Annotated in this window: 16 protein-coding genes; 10 read left to right on the forward strand and 6 right to left on the reverse strand. The window is 73.2% G+C overall.

Annotated features, from left to right (window positions below):
* Nucleotides 1-85 precede the first annotated feature (85 nt).
* The 7 genes from A4R25_RS14365 (at nucleotide 86) to A4R25_RS14395 (ending at nucleotide 6,641) form a co-directional block, all read left to right on the forward strand.
* Nucleotides 86-583, forward strand: a complete 498-nt coding sequence (locus A4R25_RS14365) for a hypothetical protein (protein WP_043325943.1) — start codon at nucleotides 86-88, stop codon at nucleotides 581-583.
* Between the two features lie 123 nt (nucleotides 584-706).
* Entirely contained in the window at nucleotides 707-1,270 is a 564-nt protein-coding gene (locus tag A4R25_RS14370) for a DUF177 domain-containing protein (protein ID WP_043325942.1), read from the forward strand.
* A 5-nt stretch (nucleotides 1,271-1,275) separates the two neighbouring features.
* Nucleotides 1,276-1,449 carry a 50S ribosomal protein L32 gene (gene rpmF / locus A4R25_RS14375; RefSeq protein ID WP_030500827.1) on the forward strand — a complete coding sequence of 58 codons (174 nt, stop codon included), beginning with the start codon at nucleotides 1,276-1,278 and terminating at the stop codon, nucleotides 1,447-1,449.
* 132 nt (nucleotides 1,450-1,581) lie between these two features.
* Complete coding sequence (locus A4R25_RS14380) at nucleotides 1,582-2,541, forward strand: phosphate acyltransferase PlsX (protein WP_176722757.1); 960 nt, start codon at nucleotides 1,582-1,584, stop codon at nucleotides 2,539-2,541.
* Complete coding sequence (gene rnc, locus A4R25_RS14385; RefSeq protein WP_043325941.1) at nucleotides 2,538-3,326, forward strand: ribonuclease III; 789 nt, start codon at nucleotides 2,538-2,540, stop codon at nucleotides 3,324-3,326. Before A4R25_RS14380 ends, rnc begins: the two co-directional genes overlap by 4 nt.
* Nucleotides 3,319-4,176: a bifunctional DNA-formamidopyrimidine glycosylase/DNA-(apurinic or apyrimidinic site) lyase gene (gene mutM, locus A4R25_RS14390; RefSeq protein ID WP_064447028.1), complete on the forward strand. Its 858-nt coding sequence runs from the start codon at nucleotides 3,319-3,321 to the stop codon at nucleotides 4,174-4,176. Before rnc ends, mutM begins: the two co-directional genes overlap by 8 nt.
* A gap of 239 nt (nucleotides 4,177-4,415) precedes the next feature.
* Complete coding sequence (locus tag A4R25_RS14395) at nucleotides 4,416-6,641, forward strand: MMPL family transporter (RefSeq protein WP_064447029.1); 2,226 nt, start codon at nucleotides 4,416-4,418, stop codon at nucleotides 6,639-6,641.
* Nucleotides 6,642-6,867: 226 nt separating this feature from the next.
* On the opposite strand, the gene A4R25_RS14400 is transcribed toward A4R25_RS14395, so the two are convergent.
* Both A4R25_RS14400 and A4R25_RS14405 read right to left on the reverse strand, forming a co-directional pair.
* Nucleotides 6,868-7,737 (reverse strand): endo alpha-1,4 polygalactosaminidase, encoded by an 870-nt coding sequence (locus A4R25_RS14400; RefSeq protein WP_064447030.1) that lies wholly within the window; start codon nucleotides 7,735-7,737, stop codon nucleotides 6,868-6,870.
* A gap of 77 nt (nucleotides 7,738-7,814) precedes the next feature.
* Nucleotides 7,815-9,017, reverse strand: coding sequence for a CAP domain-containing protein (locus A4R25_RS14405; RefSeq protein ID WP_064447031.1), 1,203 nt, complete (start codon nucleotides 9,015-9,017; stop codon nucleotides 7,815-7,817).
* A 373-nt stretch (nucleotides 9,018-9,390) separates the two neighbouring features.
* On the opposite strand from A4R25_RS14405, the gene A4R25_RS14410 reads away from it, so the two are divergent.
* From A4R25_RS14410 to A4R25_RS14420, 3 genes are all read left to right on the forward strand, one after another.
* Entirely contained in the window at nucleotides 9,391-9,585 is a 195-nt protein-coding gene (locus A4R25_RS14410) for a hypothetical protein (protein WP_013284566.1), read from the forward strand.
* A 315-nt stretch (nucleotides 9,586-9,900) separates the two neighbouring features.
* Nucleotides 9,901-13,500, forward strand: a complete 3,600-nt coding sequence (gene smc, locus A4R25_RS14415; RefSeq protein WP_064447032.1) for a chromosome segregation protein SMC — start codon at nucleotides 9,901-9,903, stop codon at nucleotides 13,498-13,500.
* Nucleotides 13,497-14,114, forward strand: a complete 618-nt coding sequence (locus A4R25_RS14420; protein ID WP_064447033.1) for an HAD-IA family hydrolase — start codon at nucleotides 13,497-13,499, stop codon at nucleotides 14,112-14,114. Before smc ends, A4R25_RS14420 begins: the two co-directional genes overlap by 4 nt.
* A gap of 6 nt (nucleotides 14,115-14,120) precedes the next feature.
* On the opposite strand, the gene A4R25_RS14425 is transcribed toward A4R25_RS14420, so the two are convergent.
* The 4 genes from A4R25_RS14425 to A4R25_RS14440 form a co-directional block, all read right to left on the reverse strand.
* Nucleotides 14,121-14,648 (reverse strand): DinB family protein, encoded by a 528-nt coding sequence (locus A4R25_RS14425; RefSeq protein ID WP_064447034.1) that lies wholly within the window; start codon nucleotides 14,646-14,648, stop codon nucleotides 14,121-14,123.
* A gap of 62 nt (nucleotides 14,649-14,710) precedes the next feature.
* Nucleotides 14,711-15,199 (reverse strand): universal stress protein, encoded by a 489-nt coding sequence (locus A4R25_RS14430; RefSeq protein WP_043325931.1) that lies wholly within the window; start codon nucleotides 15,197-15,199, stop codon nucleotides 14,711-14,713.
* 2 nt (nucleotides 15,200-15,201) lie between these two features.
* Entirely contained in the window at nucleotides 15,202-16,791 is a 1,590-nt protein-coding gene (locus A4R25_RS14435) for an MDR family MFS transporter (RefSeq protein ID WP_064447035.1), read from the reverse strand.
* 110 nt (nucleotides 16,792-16,901) lie between these two features.
* Complete coding sequence (locus A4R25_RS14440) at nucleotides 16,902-17,327, reverse strand: MarR family winged helix-turn-helix transcriptional regulator (protein WP_043325928.1); 426 nt, start codon at nucleotides 17,325-17,327, stop codon at nucleotides 16,902-16,904.
* Between the last annotated feature and the right edge of the window lie 13 nt (nucleotides 17,328-17,340).

The raw sequence follows: 17,340 nt of genomic DNA on the forward strand, positions 1-17,340 counted from the left end.
GGGCGCGACATGATGTGTGCAGCGCCGAAGCCGGGCGCAGGCCGCATCATGGAGGGCGGCCGACGAAGACAGGAGTGAGGTACCGGTGGACCCGCTCGATCGCATCGACGAACTGATCGCCATGGTGGAGCAGGCCCGCTCCGTCCCGATGTCGCGCAACAACTGCATGGTCGACCGGGGCGAGATGATCGCCGCGCTCGACGAGTTGCGCGCGGAGCTTCCCGCCGACCTGCGCCGGGCCGCCGCGCTGCTGGAGGAGCGGGACAAGATCATGGAGGCCGGCAAGCGCGAGGCCGACCGGATCATCAGCGAGGGTGAGGCGGAACACGCCCGGCTGGTCTCGGTCAACGAGATCACCGTCTCGGCCGAGCACGAGGGCGCGCGGATCATCGCCGAGGCGCGGGCCGAGGCGCAGCGCCTCCGCGAGGAGGTGGACGACTACGTCGACACCGCGCTGGCGAACTTCGAGCAGTTCCTCACCCGGGCGCTCGCCTCGATAGAGCGCGGCCGGGACAAGATGCACGCGCTGCGCGAGATCGGCACCTTCGCCGGGGACGAGCCGGACCGCCCGCTACCCTTCTGAGCGGCGCGCGGGCCGGTCGCCGACAGCCGGCTGCCGCCGAGCCGGAGGTCCGCCCCCGGTTCGACGGTCCGCCGCCAGGCAGGTAACCTTCTTTGTCGGCCTCTCATCGGCCGGAGTCTGACTATGCCCAAACACTCGCCAAGCACACTCGACCCCAGGTCGCCGCTGGTCCTCGACACGAGGGAACTGCCGCGCCGACCTGGCGCGTTGCGTACGCACAAGCGGGTCGTGCCGGCACCGGCGGACCTCGGCGTGGAGTTGATCAGTGTGCCGGAGGGCGCGGACCTCGACCTCGACCTGAGGTTGGAGTCGGTGTCCGAGGGCGTGCTCGTCTCCGGGACCGTCACCGGTCCCGTCAAGGGCGAGTGCGGCCGCTGCCTGCGCGAGATCGACGAATCGTTGGCCGTGACGATCCAGGAGCTGTACGCGTACGAGAACAGCACCACGGACGACACGACCGATGAGGACGAGGTGGGCCGGATGCAGGGCGATCTGATCGACCTGGAGCCGGCGTTGCGGGACGCGGTGGTGCTGGCGCTGCCGACGAACCCGCTCTGCCGGGAGGACTGCCCAGGCCTGTGCCCCGACTGCGGGGTGCACTGGGACGATCTGCCGGCCGATCACAGCCATCAGCAGGTCGACCCGCGTTGGGCGAGCCTGACGCAACTGACCCGTACAGAGGAGTAAGAACCGTGGCCGTCCCCAAGCGCAAGATGTCGCGCAGCAACACCCGCGCCCGCCGGGCGAACTGGAAGGCCTCGGCGGTGGCGACCGTGGCCTGCCCGCAGTGCAAGTCGGCCAAGCTGCCGCACGCCGCCTGCTCCGTCTGCGGCACCTACAACGGCCGTCAGGTCCTCGAGGTCTGACGCGGACGCCGAGTGACGTCCCCGACCACCGGTCGGGTGACGCGCGCACCAAGGCTCACGCCCGGTGCCCCGGCTCCCTCCACCGCCGACCGGCCCCCGGCCGGCGGGCCGGCGGAGCCGGGCACCGCGCGGATCGCCGTCGACCTCCTCGGCGGGGACGATGCTCCCGCCGTCGTGGTTGACGGCGCTCTGCGAGCGGTACGCACTGATCCCGCCCTGCACCTGATGCTCGTCGGCCCGATCGAGGTGGCCGGCGAGCTGATCGGTGCGCTCGACCCGGCGCAGCGAGCCCGGGTCACGGTCCGCCCGGTGCGGACCGCCGTCGGCATGGCCGACCATCCCACCGCCGCCCGCGGCGAGAGCACGGTACGCACGGCCGTGCAGGCCGTCCGCGACGGCCTCGCCGACGCCGTGGTCTCCGCCGGCTCGACCGGCGCCACAGTCACCGCCGCCGCGCTCGGCCTCGGCCGCTGGACCGGGATACGCCGCCCCGCGCTCGTCGCCACGCTGCCCGCCGTCGAGGGGCCCGTGGTGCTGCTGGACGTGGGCGGCACGCTCGAACCCGGCCCCGCCACGCTGACCCGGCACGCCGTCCTGGGCGCCGCCTACGCGGCAGTGGCGCACTCCGTCACCGCGCCCCGCGTCGGGTTGCTCTCCGTCGGGCACGAGACCGGCAAGGGCGACCGGCTGCGCCGCCACACCGATCCCGCGATCGCCGCCCTGGCGCTGCCCTGTGACGCGCGCTACGTCGGCCTGGTCGAGGGGTACGACATCTCCCTCGGCGCCCGCGCCGACGTGGTGGTGACCGACGGCTTTACCGGCAACGTCCTGCTGAAGGCCATCGAGGGCGCGTACGCGATGGCCGGTGGCCCTCCGCCCGGCGGCGGCGCGCCCCGCGCCGCCGCCCTGCTGGGGGTGGGCGGCACCGTGGTCGTGTGCCACGGCGCGGCCGGCTCCGAGGACGTCGCCTCGGGCATCGCCCTGGCCGCTCACCTGTGGCGCCGCGACGCCGCCGGAACGGTCCGCGCCCTGCTCGCCGACGTTGCGCACGAACCCGCACCTGACCGACACGACACCGAGGTAGCACCATGACCAACGACAAGCGGCGGCGTGCTCCCGTCGGCCACCTGGAGGCGGCCTTCGGAGTGTCGCTCGACCCGGAACTGCTGGAGCGCGCGCTGACCCACCGCTCGTACGCGTACGAGAACGGCGGCCTGCCCACGAACGAGCGGCTGGAGTTCCTGGGCGACTCGGTGCTCGGCGTGGTGATCACCACTGCGCTGTTCCACAACCACCCCGACCTGCCCGAGGGTCAGCTGGCGAAGCTGCGCGCCAGCGTCGTCAACATGCGGGCGCTCGCCGACGTGGCGCGTGGCCTGGGCCCGGACGGGCTGGGCGCGTACCTGCTGCTGGGCAAGGGCGAGGAGGCCACCGGCGGGCGGGACAAGGCGAGCATCCTGGCCGACACGCTGGAGGCGCTGCTGGGCGCGATCTACCTCCAGTACGGCCTGGACACCGCGGCCATCGTGATCCACCGGCTCTTCGACCCGCTGATGGCCGAGTCGGCGGGCCGGGGCGCGGCGCTGGACTGGAAGACCAGCCTCCAGGAGCTGACCGCGGCGCTGGGGCTCGGCGTGCCGGAGTACCGGATCGAGGGCACCGGACCGGACCACCTGAAGACGTTCACCGCCTGGGTGGTGGTCGCCGGCAACCGCTACGGCGGCGCGGAGGGGCGCAGCAAGAAGGAAGCCGAGCAGCGCGCCGCCGAGTCGGCCTGGCGGATGATCACCGAGCGGGCCGAGGCCGAGGCGGCGGGGGACGAGACGGCGGGGCAGGACGAGACGGCGGACGTCGAGGCGGGCGCCGGCCGTGCCTGAGCTGCCCGAGGTCGAGACCGTCCGGGTGGGACTGGCCCAGTGGGTGATCGGCCGGCGGATCGCCGCCGTCGAGGTGCGCCACCCCCGGGCGGTACGCCGGCACGCGCCGGGCGGCGCGCACTTCGCCGACGTGCTCGCCGGGCGGACGATCACCGGCGTACGCCGCCGCGGCAAGTACCTCTGGCTGCCGCTGGACAGCGGTGACGCGGTGATCGGCCACCTCGGCATGTCCGGCCAGTTGCTGTTGCAGCCGGTCGGCGCGGCCGACGAGCTGCACCTGCGGGTCCGGTTCCGGTTCGCCGACGACGGGCCGGAGCTGCGCTTCGTCGACCAGCGCACGTTCGGCGGGTTGTCCGTCTCCGAAGGCGGGGCGGAGCTGCCGGCCGAGATCGCGCACATCGCCCGCGATCCGATGGACCCGGAGTTCTCCGACGAGGCGTTCGTGGCGGCGCTGCGCCGCAAGCGTACGGAGATCAAACGCGCGCTGCTCGACCAGACGCTGATCTCCGGGGTGGGCAACATCTACGCCGACGAGGCACTGTGGCGGGCGAAGCTGCACGGCGCCCGCCCGGCCGACGCGCTCACCCGCCCGGCCGCGCTGCGGCTGCTCGGGCACGTCCGGGACGTGCTCGCCGAGGCGATCAAGCAGGGCGGCACCAGCTTCGACGAGCTGTACGTGAACGTCAACGGCGAGAGCGGCTACTTCGACAGGTCGCTGAACGCGTACGGCCGGGAGGGCGAACCCTGCCCGCGCTGCGGCGCGCCGATCCGGCGGGAGGCGTTCATGAACCGGTCCTCCTACAGCTGCCCGCGTTGTCAGCCGCGGCCCCGGGGCACCCTCCGGGGTTGACCCCGAGCCGATTCGGGGTTGCGCCGGTGTGCATCGCCCGACGGTCCCCGGAGACGCGCCGGAGCGTACCCGGACATGCCCTTTTCCGCCCGGTCCGTGCGGCCGGTTCCGGCCGCGCGGACCGCGCCCGCCGGATCGGGGACGAGCGGGGGCCGTTCCCCGATGCCGGGGCCCCGCCTGCTGCCTAGCGTCATCTGGGGTCGGCGCAGGGCCGGCATCAGGAGGGTGGAACCCGGAACATGGGCAGGCGACCGGTGACCGTGCGGCTGGCACGGTGGAGTGCGGAGCATCCGTGGCGCGCGATCGCGTTGTGGGTGGTCTTCGTGGCGGTGTGTTTCGTGGGCGGCAGCGCCGCCGGGCTGAACGAGGCGACCGACGAGGATCAGGCGATCGGCGAGTTCGGGCGGGCACAGCTGATCGTCGACAGTGGCGGGTTCGACCGGCCGGCGACCGAGAACGTGCTGATCACCGCCCGCTCGGGTTCGCTCGACCAGGCCGCTGCGAAGGCCGCCGCGCAGGACGCGGCCGACCGGCTGCGGCAAATCGACGGCGTGGCGTCGATCGGTACGCCGATGCCGTCGCGCGACGGCAGCGCGCTGCTGGTGCCGATCACCATGTCGGGCGACCCGGGCACCGCCGGGGACCGGGTGCAGCCGCTGCGGGACACCACCGCGAAGGTGCAGGACGCGCACCCGCAGCTGCGGGTGGAGCAGGTCGGCGGCCCGTCGATCGACAAGGCGCTCGACGACACGCTCGGCAAGGACTTCAAGCGCGCCGAGCTGCTCAGCCTGCCGGTGACGCTGGCCATCCTGATCATCGCGTTCGGCGCGCTGATCGCCGCCGGTGTGCCGGTGCTGCTGGCACTCTCCTCGGTGGCCGCCGCGATGGGCCTCTCCACGCTCGCCTCGCACCTGGTGCCGGCCACCGACACCACCGCCAGCGTCATCCTGCTGATCGGTATGGCGGTCGGCGTCGACTACTCGCTGTTCTACGTGCGGCGGGAGCGGGAGGAACGAGCGAAGGGCCGCTCCGGTCTGGACGCGGTGGAGATCGCGGCGGAGACCTCCGGGCACGCCGTGGTGGTCTCCGGCACCGCCGTGATCATCTCGATGGGCGGTCTGCTGCTCGCCCAGGACGCGATCTTCTCCTCGCTGGCCGTCGGCTCGATCCTGGTGGTGGCGGTCGCGGTGATCGGCTCGCTCACAGTGCTGCCGGCGCTGCTGGCGAAGCTGGGCCGCTGGGTGGACCGGCCGCGGGTGCCGCTGCTGTGGCGCCTCACCGCGCCGCGCACCGGGCGGGACGGGCAGCCGGCCCGGCCCCGGTTCTGGCCGGCGGTGCTCAAGCCGGCGCTGCGAGCGCCGGTGGCGACGCTGCTGATCTCGGTGGCGCTGCTGCTCGCGCTGGCCGCGCCCGCGCTCGGCATGAAGCTCAAGTTCCCCGGCCCGGAGGACGTGCCGCGCACCACCGCCGCCATGCAGGCGTACGACCGGCTCACCGCGGCGTTCCCGAGCAACGGCACCAGCCACACGGTCGCCGTGCGGGCGCCCGCCGAGCAGGCCGACCGGGTACGGGCCGCGCTCACCGACCTGGCCGGCCGGACCGCCACGGACCCGCTCTTCGCGCCGGCCGAGGCGGACGGCCCGGAGATCCAGGTGTCGGCGGACCGGCGGGTGTCGGTGCTGGAGGTGGCCACGCCGCACGCCAGCCGCTCCGACGAGGCGTCCCGGTCGCTGCACGAGCTGCGCGAGGACCTGGTGCCGGCCACGCTCGGCGGCATCCCGGGCGTGGAGTACGCGGTCGGCGGCGGCGTGGCCGCCAGCGAGGACTACGCCGCCCACATCTGGGCGAAGCTGCCGATCGTCGCCGCGTTCGTGCTGGCGCTGACGTTCCTGGTGATGGCGTGGACGTTCCGGTCGGTGGTGGTGGCGCTGACCTCGATCCTGCTGAACCTGCTCTCCGCCGGGGCCGCGTACGGGCTGCTGGTGCTGGTCTTCCAGAGCACCTGGGCGGAAGGGCTGCTCGGCTTCACCTCGATGGACGCGATCGTCACCTGGCTGCCGCTGTTCCTGTTCGTGGTCCTCTTCGGCTTGTCGATGGACTACCACGTCTTCGTGGTCAGCCGGATCCGTGAGGCGGTCGACCGGGGCATGCCCAACCGGGAGGCAGTGGCGCACGGCATCACCTCCTCGGCCGGGGTGGTGACCAGCGCGGCGGTGGTGATGGTGGCGGTGTTCTCCATCTTCGCCACGCTCAGCATGATCGACTTCAAGCAGCTCGGCATCGGCCTGGCGGCGGCGATCCTGCTGGACGCCACGATCATCCGGGCGGTCGTGCTGCCCTCGGTGATGACGCTGCTGGGTGACGCGAACTGGTGGGCGCCACGCTTCATGCGCCGCCGTACGGTCGTCGCCCCGGCGGTGGAGCCGCCGCCCGCCCCGGCCCCGGAGCTGGTCGGCGCCCGCTGATTCCGGGTCCGGGCGCCGGTCCGCGCGGCATGTCCGTCGCGGCTTGACATCCGGTCCGGACCGTGCTGGCGGCTGAGACGGCATCCCCTAGTGAGCGATATACCTGAGAGTCATAATTATGACTCTCAGGTATATCGCTTTTGCGTACATCTCTTGAGCCATGGCGTCACGCAGAGTGTCGGCACCTCCGTGGCCGTATCGGCCCAGGTGGCCGGGGACGGGGGCGTCACGGCAGTACGCAGGGGTCCCGCCAGGCGTCCAGTTGCCGGTCCTTGCGGATCGAGGCGAAGCCGTAGCCGACCGAGGTGACGCAGAAGTCCGCCGGCTCACCCGTGTACTCGACGTGGAAGACCGGCTTGCCGGCGTCGACGAACGGCAGCAGCTTCGCGCACTCGCGGCGGCGTACGCACTCCTGGTTGACCGCGAAGTCGAAGTCGGGCGCCAGCGCGGCCACCTGCGCCACGTCGTCGACCAGGCCGGGGGAGAGGTCGAGCTTGCGGGCCAGCCCGGCCAGCCGCCGGTTGAACAGCAACTGGTCGTCGAAGCCCAGCGGGAAACCGGAGCGGTACCGGTAGCCGTCCGCGTCGGCCAGCGCCACCGCGCCGAAGCCCTTGCCCCGGCACAGCCGGAGCCGGTCGGCCAGCACCGGTGACAGCGCGTCCCAGCGCCGTACGTCCAGGAAGCGGCTGCCCGGCCGCCCGGGCACGGCAGCGCCGCGTACGGCGGCCGGGAAGCGGGTGGCGTCCGGATCGTCGGCGGCGTACGTGCCGACCCGGACGTGGCAGACCAGCCTGCGGCCCCGCTCGCGCAGCGCGGCGGTCTCGGTCGAGGTGGTCGCCACCGGGTCGAGGAGGAAGACGTCGGCGTCGACGGTGACGTCCACCGGGGTGGTGAGCTGCCACTGCCACCGCCACCTGTCGGCCTGCGCGACCGGCCAGGGCGTGGGCGCGCCGGGCGGGGTGATCGGCCGCCGGCAGGCCGGCGCCGGGACGAGCAGCGCCGCGGTCAGCGCGAGCGCCACGCCCCGGCGCGGGCCACGTCGGCGGACGCGGGCCGGCCGGGCGCGCGGCACGGCCCACCCCGGCCGGATCCGCATCGACGACTCCCCGGACGCGGGCGGCCCGACGCCGCCCCCGACCGGTCAACGAGCGCCGGGCCCGTCACGACGCGCGGTCAGCGCGGCGTGCCGAAGACCTGCGTCCAGTACGGCCCGTTGCTGCGCGCCAGACCCATTCCGATCTGGGTGTACCCGCAGTTGAGGATGTTCTTCCGGTGCCCCTCGGATTTCATCCAGCCGTCCATCACCTCGGCCGCGCTCTGGTAGCCCCAGGCGACGTTCTCGCCCACCATGCTCCAGCTGTAGCCGGCGCGCTCCACCCGGTCCTTGGGCTCGCTGCCGTCGCTGCCGTTGTGGTCCATCTTCTTGTGGTCCGCCTGGTCCTGGCTGTGCCGCTGGGCGGCCAGGTTCAGCTTGGCGTTCACGGTCAGCGCCTTGCAGCCGGCCTTCGCCCGCTCCTGGTTCACCAGCGTGACGACCTTCTGGAGTTCCGCGCTCAGCGCGGTCGTGGCGGTGGCCTTGGTGGCCGCGGTGCCGCCGCCGCTCGGGGCGCTGCTGCGCTCCTGCTGCCGCGACGGCGCGGTGCTGCGGCTCGGCTTCGGGGTGGCCTTCTTGGACGGGCTCGGCGCGGCGGTGGTCGGTACGGCCGACGGGCTGGCCGACTCGGCAGCGAGCGTGTCCGCCGGGCTGTCCCCGGCGTCCTCGGGCGCCTGCGGCGCGGCGGCCACCGGAGCGTCGGCGGAGGTGCGCTTCGTGCCCTGGTCGTCGCCGGGTAGCAGGACGGCGCCCACGCCGAGACTCACCACGAGTGTCGCCGCGGCGGCGGCCCCGCCGATCACGAGCGGCCGGGACAGGCGCCGCTTGCGGCGTCGCGGCTCGTCGGCCGGGATGTCGTCCGCCGGCTGCCACGTCGCGGCCGGCTGCTCCCAGCCGCCGGCCGGCTGCTCGTGGCCGTGCCACGCCTGCTCCTGGCCCTGCCAGGCGGCCGTGGGCTGCTCGTGGCCGGTCCTGGCCGGCCCCTGGGCGTGCCAGGCATTGGCGGGCTGCTCCTGGCCGTGCCAGGCGGCGGTGGGCTGTTCCTCGCCGTTCCACCGGTCGCGGGGCGGCGGGTAGGAGCCGGCCGGCTCGGCGCCGTAACCGGCGGGGCCGTAGCCGGCGGGGCCGTAGCCGGCGGGCGGCTGCTGCTGCCCTCCGTCGCCGAAGAGGTACGACGACCGCGGCTCGGGCCGGTCGCTGAGCCACGCCGGACCCTCGTCGGTCGGCGGCTCGGGACGCCGGCGGGCGCCCTCCGGTTCGATCGGGTCGTTCCAGCGGTACACGCCTGTCCCCTCCACGGGTTGGTTACGGGCCTGGGTGACGCTACGGGCGCGCTCGGAGCTGCGGCAACGTGGCTAAGAAAGAGTTAAGGCGAAGCAGCCGCCGAGGATGAGGCGTTCACACATTTCCGGCGTACAGTAAAGGCGTCCGGACAGAGCGTGTCCGCGCCTTGTGGCAGCCCCCCGGCGAGTGGCCCGGCCGACGTGGAGATGATCTACGGCCTTGGTCAACTTGACGAAGGAGGGGGTTTCGGCTCAATATAGTGGTGTCGCCAGTCGCGCCCAGCCATGCCCCGATACAGCGGGAATGGTAGCCGCGAACATCATGGGCGCGCGTTGGCCGGCCTTTCCGGCAGCGCACATCAAGGAGTTCAGCATGGCGAAGGCCCTCTACGGCCACGTAAGCGCAGCGCCCGACCGGCGCCTGCTCGACGAGGTCACCCGTCTGCGTGCCAGGGTTCAGGCACTGGAGTTCGAGATCACGCGTCTGCGTGCCGACAACGATCGGCTCGCGGCGGCAGCGGCGGAGGCCGACGACCTCCTCCGTCTGGCCGAGCCCGCGCTGACCTGATCTCCAGTCGCCGGAAAACTGAATCGCACCACACCGAAAAGCGCGCCGACACTCAAGTGCCGGCGCGCAGCCATGTGCGTACCCCTTTTCGCCGTTCCCGCCGTGATTCTCGATCTTGCGAAACCGCCCGGAATTGCGTCCGGTAATTGTGATCATGCATTTCCGTTCCCACCGCGACGGCCGGGCGGAAAGCGGACACCGCAGGTGCCGGGTGGGTCGCGTGGCGGCGACGTCGCGGTCCCGGGTTAGTCTGCGGGTTCACCAGGTCCGCGCAGCCGGCGACGGTACGGCGGCCACCGGACGAGGATCGAGAAGGTGCATCTCAAGAGCCTGACGGTGAAGGGGTTCAAGTCCTTCGCCTCCGCCACGACGTTGAAGCTGGAGCCCGGGATCACCTGCGTGGTGGGCCCGAACGGCTCCGGCAAGTCCAACGTCGTCGACGCCATCGCCTGGGTGCTCGGCGAGCAGGGCGCGAAGGCGCTGCGCGGCGGCAAGATGGAGGACGTCATCTTCGCCGGCACCGCCGGACGCGCACCGCTGGGCCGGGCCGAGGTCACCCTCACCATCGACAACACCGACGGCGCGCTGCCGATCGAGTACACCGAGGTCTCCATCACCCGCCGGATGTTCCGCTCCGGCGAGAGCGAGTACGAGATCAACGGCGACTCCTGCCGCCTGCTCGACATCCAGGAGCTGCTCTCCGACTCGGGCATCGGCCGCGAGATGCACATCATCGTCGGGCAGGGCCGGCTCGACGGCATGCTGCACGCCAAGCCGGAGGACCGGCGGGCGTTCATCGAGGAGGCGGCCGGCGTCCTCAAGCACCGCAAGCGCAAGGAGAAGGCGCTGCGGAAGCTCGACGCGATGCAGACCAACCTCAACCGCCTGACCGACCTCACCGCCGAGCTGCGCCGCCAGCTCAAGCCGCTGGGCCGGCAGGCCGAGGTGGCCCGCCGCGCCGCCGCGATCCAGGCCAACCTGCGCGACGCCCGGCTGCGGTTGCTCGCCGACGACCTGCACACGCTGCGGACCACACTGGACAAGGAGATCGCCGACGAGACCGCGCTGCGCGAGCGGCGCGAGCTGATCGAGGCCGAGCACGGCGAGGTGCAGGGCCGCCTCGGCGAGCTGGAGGCGGCGCTGGCCGAGGACGCCCCGCTGCTCGCGGCGGCGCAGGACACCTGGTACCGCCTTTCCGCGCTCCAGGAACGGTTCCGCTCGATCGAGCAACTGGCCCGGGAACGGCTGCGTCACCTCAGCGCCGCCGGTGACGACGAGCGCCCCGGCCGCGACCCGGAACAGCTGGAGGCGGAGTCGCGGCGGGTGCGCGAGCAGGAGGAGGAGCTGCGCGCCGCGCTCACCGAGGACCAGATCCGGCTGGCCGAGGCGGTCGAGCACCGCCAGGAGCTGGAACGCCAGCTCGCCGCCGCCGAGCGGGAACTGGTCGCCGCCGCCAAGGCGATCGCCGACCGGCGCGAGGGACTGGCCCGCCTCACCGGCCAGGTGAACTCCGCCCGGGCCCGGACCACGAGCGCCGGCGAGGAGATCGAACGGCTCGCCGCCGCGCACACCGACGCGATGGGCCGGGCCGAGAAGGCGCAGGCCGACCTGGACGCGGTCGCCGAGCAGTCGACCGAGGCCGACCGGGACAACGCCGACCTGGACGCCCGGCACGACGAGGCGGTGGCCGTACACGAGCGGGCCCAGGCGGCGGTGCGCAGCCTGACCGACGGGGAGCGCGCCGCGGAGAAGGACGCCGCCACCTGGAAGGCCCGCGAGGAAGCGCTCGCGATGGGCCTGCGCCGCAAGGACGGCGCCGGTGAGCTGCTGGCCCGCGCCGACCAGGTGCCCGGCCTGCTCGGCAGCCTCGCCGGGCTGCTCACCGTCGCGCCCGGTGACGAGGCGGCGCTCGCCGCCGCGCTGGGCGGGCTCGCCGACGCGGTGGCGGTCAGCGGCGTGGACGAAGCGGTCGAGGCGATGCGGCTGCTCAAGATCTCCGACGCCGGCCGGGCCGGGCTGCTGGTCGGCAGCCCCGCCGGGCCGGGCATGGACGGCTCCGCGGACGCGCTGCGCCCGAAGCTGCCCGAGGGCGCCCGCTGGGCGCCCGACCTGGTGGAGTGCTCGGCCGAGATCCGGCCGGCCGTGCACCGGGCGCTGCGCGACGTCGCGCTCGTCGACGACCTGGCCGCCGCGTCCGCGCTCGTCGTTGCGAACCCGGAGCTGCGCGCGGTCACCCCCGACGGCGACGTGGTCGGGGCGTACGCGGCGGCGGGCGGGTCGGCCAAGGCGCCCAGCTTCATCGAGGTGCAGGCCGCCGTCGAGGAGGCGCGGGCCAACCGCGCCACCGCCGAACGGACCGCCGCCGAGCTGCGCGAACAGCTCGCCGAGGCGCGCGCCGAGGTGGCCGCCGCAAAGGAGGCCGTGCAGCACGCCGCCGCCGCCAAGCGGGAGGCGGAGAGCCACCGCAACGCCGCCGCGCGCCGCCTCGCCGAACTGGGCGCGGCCGCCCGATCGGCGAAGGCGGAGACCGACCGGCTCGGCGAGTCCCGGGCACGCGCCGAGGCGGCCCGGGAACGGGACCTCGCGGCGCTGGCCGAGCTGGAGGAACGGCTGCGGCTGGCCGAGGCCACCCCGATCGACGCCGAACCGTCCACCGAGGAACGCGACCAGCTCGCCGCCATGGTGCCGCAGGCACGGCAGAACGAGATGGAGGTCCGGCTCGCGGTGCGTACCGCCGAGGAGCGGGTGGCCTCGATCGCCGGGCGGGCCGACTCGCTGGCCCGGCAGGCCACCGCCGAACGCGCGGCGCGGGAGCGCGCCGCGGCCCGGCGCGCGGCCCGCGCCCGCGGCGCCCAGATCGCCCGGGCCGTGGTCGGCGGCGCCCGCGAGGCGCTCACCCGGCTCACCGTTTCGATCGCCCGGGCCGAGGAGCACCGCGACGCCGTCGCCCGCGAACGCGCCGCCCGCGAGGCCGAGCTGTCCGAGGTACGCGGCGCGGCCAAGCGCCTCGCCGCCGAGCTGGAACGGCTCACCAGCCAGGTTCACCGCGACGAGGTGGCCCGCGCCGAGCAGCGGATGCGCATCGAGCAGCTGGAGGCCAAGGCGGCCGAGGACTTCGGCCTGGACGTGGCCACGCTCGTCGCCGAGTACGGCCCGGACCGGCTGGTGCCGCCCACCGACGCGGACGTGGCGCTGGCCGAGAAGGACGGGCGGCCGGTGCCGGAGCCGGTCCGCTACGAGCGGCCGGTGCAGGAGAAGCGGGCCGCCAAGGCGGAACGGGAACTGGCCCTGCTGGGCAAGGTGAACCCGCTCGCGCTGGAGGAGTTCGCCGCGCTGGAGGAGCGCTTCAAGTTCCTCTCCGAGCAGCTGGAGGACCTCAAGGCCACCCGGCGCGACCTGCTCACCGTGGTCAAGGACGTGGACGACCGGATCCTGGAGGTCTTCGCCAGCGCGTTCGAAGACACCGCGCGGGAGTTCGAGCAGGTCTTCACGGTGCTGTTCCCCGGCGGCGAGGGCCGGCTCGTACTCACCGACCCGGAGGACCTGCTCACCACAGGCGTCGAGGTCGAGGCCCGGCCGCCGGGCAAGAAGATCAAGCGGCTGTCGCTGCTCTCCGGCGGGGAGCGGTCGCTGACCGCCGTGGCAATGCTCGTGGCGATCTTCCGCGCCCGGCCCAGCCCGTTCTACATCATGGACGAGGTGGAGGCGGCGCTCGACGACGTGAACCTGGGCCGCCTGATCACGCTGCTGGCACAGTTGCGGGAGAAGAGCCAGCTGATCGTGATCACGCACCAGAAGCGGACCATGGAGATCGCCGACGCGCTGTACGGCGTGACCATGCGCGCCGGTGTGACCCAGGTGATCAGCCAGCGGCTCAACCGGGCCGACGACGAGGAACAGGTGACGAGCGAGTGAGTCGGGAACGCGCCACGGCGCTCCTGGTGGACTTCGACGGCGTACTGCGCCGCTGGGATCCGACGGTGGCCGCCGGCGTCGAGCGGGAGTACGGGCTGACCGAGGGCGTCCTCGGTGAGATCGCGATGTCCTGGGGTCTACTCCAACCGGTGCTGACCGGCCAGGTCAGCCACGCCCAGTGGATGGTGAGCGTGGCCGACGCGCTGACCCCCGCGGTCGGCGCGGACCGGGCCCGTGCGGCGGTCCAGGAGTGGCAGAGCTACCGCGGCGAGGTGGACCCGGAGGTGCTGGCGTTCGTCCGCGAGGTGCGGGCCGCTGGCATCCGGGTGGGTCTGGGCACGAACGCCACCGACCTGCTCGACGCCGACCTGGCCGCGCTTGACCTGACCGACGAGCTGGACGTGATCGTCAACTCCTCTGTCGTCGGCGTGCACAAGCCGGCGAAGGAGTACTTCCAGGCCGCCTGCGAGGCGCTGGAGACGCCACCGGGGCGGGTGCTGTTCGTCGACGACGAGGACCGTTCGGTGGCCGGTGCCCGGGTGGCCGGGCTGTCCGCCCACCGCTGGAGCGGCCCGGCCGACCTGCGCTACCTGCGGGCGGCGCTGGCGTACTGATCCGGCTCAGGCGCCGGTGACGCCGTCGATGCGTTCCCGGATCAGGTCGGCGTGGCCGTTGTGCCGGGCGTACTCCTCGATCATGTGGACGTACACCCAGCGGAGGCTGACGTCGTTGACGGTGTCGCCCCGGCGATGGCGGAAGGTGTGCTCCAGCGGCAGGCCGGCGACCGCCTCCCGGGCCGCCTCGATCTCCGCGCGCAGCGTGGCGAACGCCTCGGCCGGGTCGGCGTCGGCGACGTCGTTGTGGTCGGCGTCCGGGTCCACGCTGTAGTCGTAGAGCGTCGGCACGTCCTGGCCGGCGGCGCGGATGCGGAACCACCACCGCTCCACGTCGGCCATGTGCCGGACCAGGCCGAGCAGCGTCAGCCCGGAGGGCTCGACACTGCGGGTACGCAGTTGCTCGGCGGTGAGTCCGGCGCACTTGTGCACCAGGGTGTCGCGATGGTGGTCGAGCCAGCCTTCGAGCATGGTGCGCTCGTCGGCGACGTAGGGCTCGTGGCGGCGGTCGATCTCAGGCACGGTCCAGGTCATGGGCGCAGATGTTAAGAGGGGCCCCCTGCACAACGCGAGGCGTTAACAGGGGGCCCTTCCTTTCAGGGCACCACGACGACGGGCCACCGGCCGGTACGGACCAGCCGGGTGGCGACCGAGCCGACCAGCTTGTGCCCGGCCTGCTCGGACGAGCCGACCACCACCATGTCGGCGCGGTGCTCGTCGGCGGCCCGGCACAGCTCGGTGTAGGCGTCGCCGCGCCGGCACAGGAACGTCACCGGCAGGTCCAGTTCCTCGGCCCCGCGCCGGCACTCCGCGCGCAGTTCGGCGGCCAGCTCGTCGTGGGTCTGCTGGACCGCGCCGGCCACCACGCCGGAGAGCATCGCGCTGTACGAGGCCGGCGAGCTGACGAACACCGCCACCAGCGTGGCGCCCTGTCGCCGGGCCAGTCCGGCGGCGTACGCGGCGGCACGCATCGAGGTGCGGCTGCCGTCCACGCCGACGAGCACCACCCGCGGCCCGTCCGTACCCCGCTCGTAGGGCGACGGCCGGGTCCGCGGGCCGTACCGTTCACGTTCCGCGGCGTCCATGGTCAGTCCCGCGTTCCGGCCGGGATCGCCTCGGCCTTCTCGGGCCCGGCGGGGACCGGCTCGGCGTTGGAGCGGCGCAGCGGGACCTCCCGGATGAGGACCACCGCGATCAGGGCGAGCAGCCCGAACGGGGCGGCGGCCAGGAAGATGTCACCGGCGGCGTGCCCGTACGCGGCCTCGACCACGTCCCGGATCGGCCCGGGCAGCGTGTGCACGTCGGGCAGGCCGCCGCCACCCGAGCCGGAGGCGGGGACGCCGAGGCGGCTCAGGCCGTCGGCCAGGTAGCCGGTGACCCGGTGCCCGAGGATCGCGCCGAGCGCGCTCACGCCGATCGCGCCGCCGAGGCTGCGGAAGAAGGACACCACCGAGCTGGCCGCGCCGAGTTCGTCCGGGCGGACCGTGTTCTGCACGGCGAGCACCAGGTTCTGCATGCTCATGCCGACGCCGAGACCGATCAGCGCCATGAACACGGCCAGGCGCCAGTACGGCGTGTCGGCCCGCATGGTGCCCATCAGCGCGAAGCCGGCGGTGAGCAGCACCGAGCCGATGACCAGCCAGCTCTTCCAGCGGCCGGTGCTGGTGATGATCCGGCCGACCACCGTCGAGGAGACCAGCAGGCCGCCGATCATGGGCAGCGTCATCAGGCCGGACATGGTGGGGCTGGCGCCGCGGCTGATCTGGAAGTACTGCCCGAGGAACACCGAGGCGCCGAACATGCCGACGCCGACGGCGATGCTGGCGATCACGGCGAGCGTGATGGTGCGGTTGCGGAACAGCCGCGGCGGGATCATCGGGTCAGCGGCCCGCTTCTCGACCCGGGCGGCGAGCACGCCGAGCACCGCCGCGCCGGCCACCATGGCGCCGCTGGTCCAGGAGATCCAGTCGTACTTGTCGCCGGCCAGGGTGATCCAGACCAGCAGCAGCGAGACGGCGGCGGTGATGAGGGTGGCGCCCCACCAGTCGATCTTCACGTCGCGCTTGACCACCGGCAGGCGCAGCGTCCGCTGGAGCACGATCAGGGCGAGTACGGCGAACGGCACGCCGACGTAGAAGCACCAGCGCCAGCCGAGCCAGGAGGTGTCCACGATCACGCCGCCGATCAGCGGGCCGCCGATGGTGCCGACTGCCATCACTGCTCCGAGGTAGCCGCTGTACCGGCCGCGCTCGCGCGGGGCGATCATCGTCGCCATGATCACCTGGGCGAGGGCGGTGAGGCCGCCCGCGCCGACGCCCTGCACCACCCGGCAGGCGATCAGCTCGCCGGTGGTCTGGGCCTGCCCGGCGAGCACCGAGCCCAGCACGAAGACCACCAGGGAGATCTGGACCAGCAGCTTCTTGCTGAACAGGTCGGACAGCTTGCCCCAGATGGGCGTGGTCGCGGTGGTCGCCAGCAGCGTCGAGGTGACCACCCAGGTGTACGCGGACTGGCCGCCGCGCAGGTCCGTGATGATCCGCGGCAGCGCGTTGGAGACGACCGTGGAGGAGAGGATCGCGACGAACATGCCCAGCAGCAGGCCGGAGAGCGCCTCCAGGATCTGGCGGTGGGACATGTCGACGGCGGTCGCCCGCGCGGGCGCAGTCGCCTGGGTCATCGTGGATTGCCTCCGGAGCGGGGGAGAAAGGTTGCCCTGGGCAACCGTAGAAGCCGTTGCCTTGAGCAACAACTCTTGCCGGGTCGGGTTTGTTCCCCCTCGCCGGAAGATCAGAACGACTCGTTGAAGCGGTGCATCAGCCGGGCGAGGTCCGCCACGTCCTCTTTCGGCCAGCTCTCCAGCGAACGCCTGATCTGTCCGAGTCGCGCCGCGCGCGCCGCGTCGAACCGCCGGGTGCCCTCCTCGGTCAGGCTCAGCTGGGCCGCCCGGCGGTCGGTGGGGTCCGGGTCGCGGCGTACCAGGCCCAGCGCCTCCAGCCCGCCGATCTGCCGGCTCAGCGTGCCCTTGCCGATGCCCAGCTTGACGGCCAGGTCGGTGAGCCGGATCGACCCCGACCGCCGCAGCCAGAGCAGCAGGCCGTACGCGTTGGGCTCCAGGTTCGGGTGGACCTCGCGGGCGATCTCCCAGGACAGCGCCCGGCCCCTGCGCAGCAACGCGGTCAACTCGTGCTCCACGGCGCGCAGCGTCTCGTCCACGCTCAGAGGGTAC

The organism is Micromonospora sp. NBRC 110037, from assembly GCF_001652995.1.
Classification (GTDB): Bacteria; Actinomycetota; Actinomycetes; order Mycobacteriales; family Micromonosporaceae; genus Micromonospora; species Micromonospora chalcea.

Bases quoted from the DNA above. Each gene is read 5' to 3' on its own strand.
- A4R25_RS14370 (WP_043325942.1), top strand. From the start codon at position 707: ATGCCCAAACACTCGCCAAGCACACTCGACCCCAGGTCGCCGCTGGTC.
- A4R25_RS14395 (WP_064447029.1), top strand. From the start codon at position 4,416: ATGGGCAGGCGACCGGTGACCGTGCGGCTGGCACGGTGGAGTGCGGAG.
- A4R25_RS14400 (WP_064447030.1), bottom strand. From the start codon at position 7,737: ATGCGGATCCGGCCGGGGTGGGCCGTGCCGCGCGCCCGGCCGGCCCGC.
- rnc (WP_043325941.1), top strand. From the start codon at position 2,538: ATGACCAACGACAAGCGGCGGCGTGCTCCCGTCGGCCACCTGGAGGCG.
- A4R25_RS14425 (WP_064447034.1), bottom strand. From the start codon at position 14,648: ATGACCTGGACCGTGCCTGAGATCGACCGCCGCCACGAGCCCTACGTC.
- A4R25_RS14410 (WP_013284566.1), top strand. From the start codon at position 9,391: ATGGCGAAGGCCCTCTACGGCCACGTAAGCGCAGCGCCCGACCGGCGC.
- A4R25_RS14430 (WP_043325931.1), bottom strand. From the start codon at position 15,199: ATGGACGCCGCGGAACGTGAACGGTACGGCCCGCGGACCCGGCCGTCG.
- A4R25_RS14435 (WP_064447035.1), bottom strand. From the start codon at position 16,791: ATGACCCAGGCGACTGCGCCCGCGCGGGCGACCGCCGTCGACATGTCC.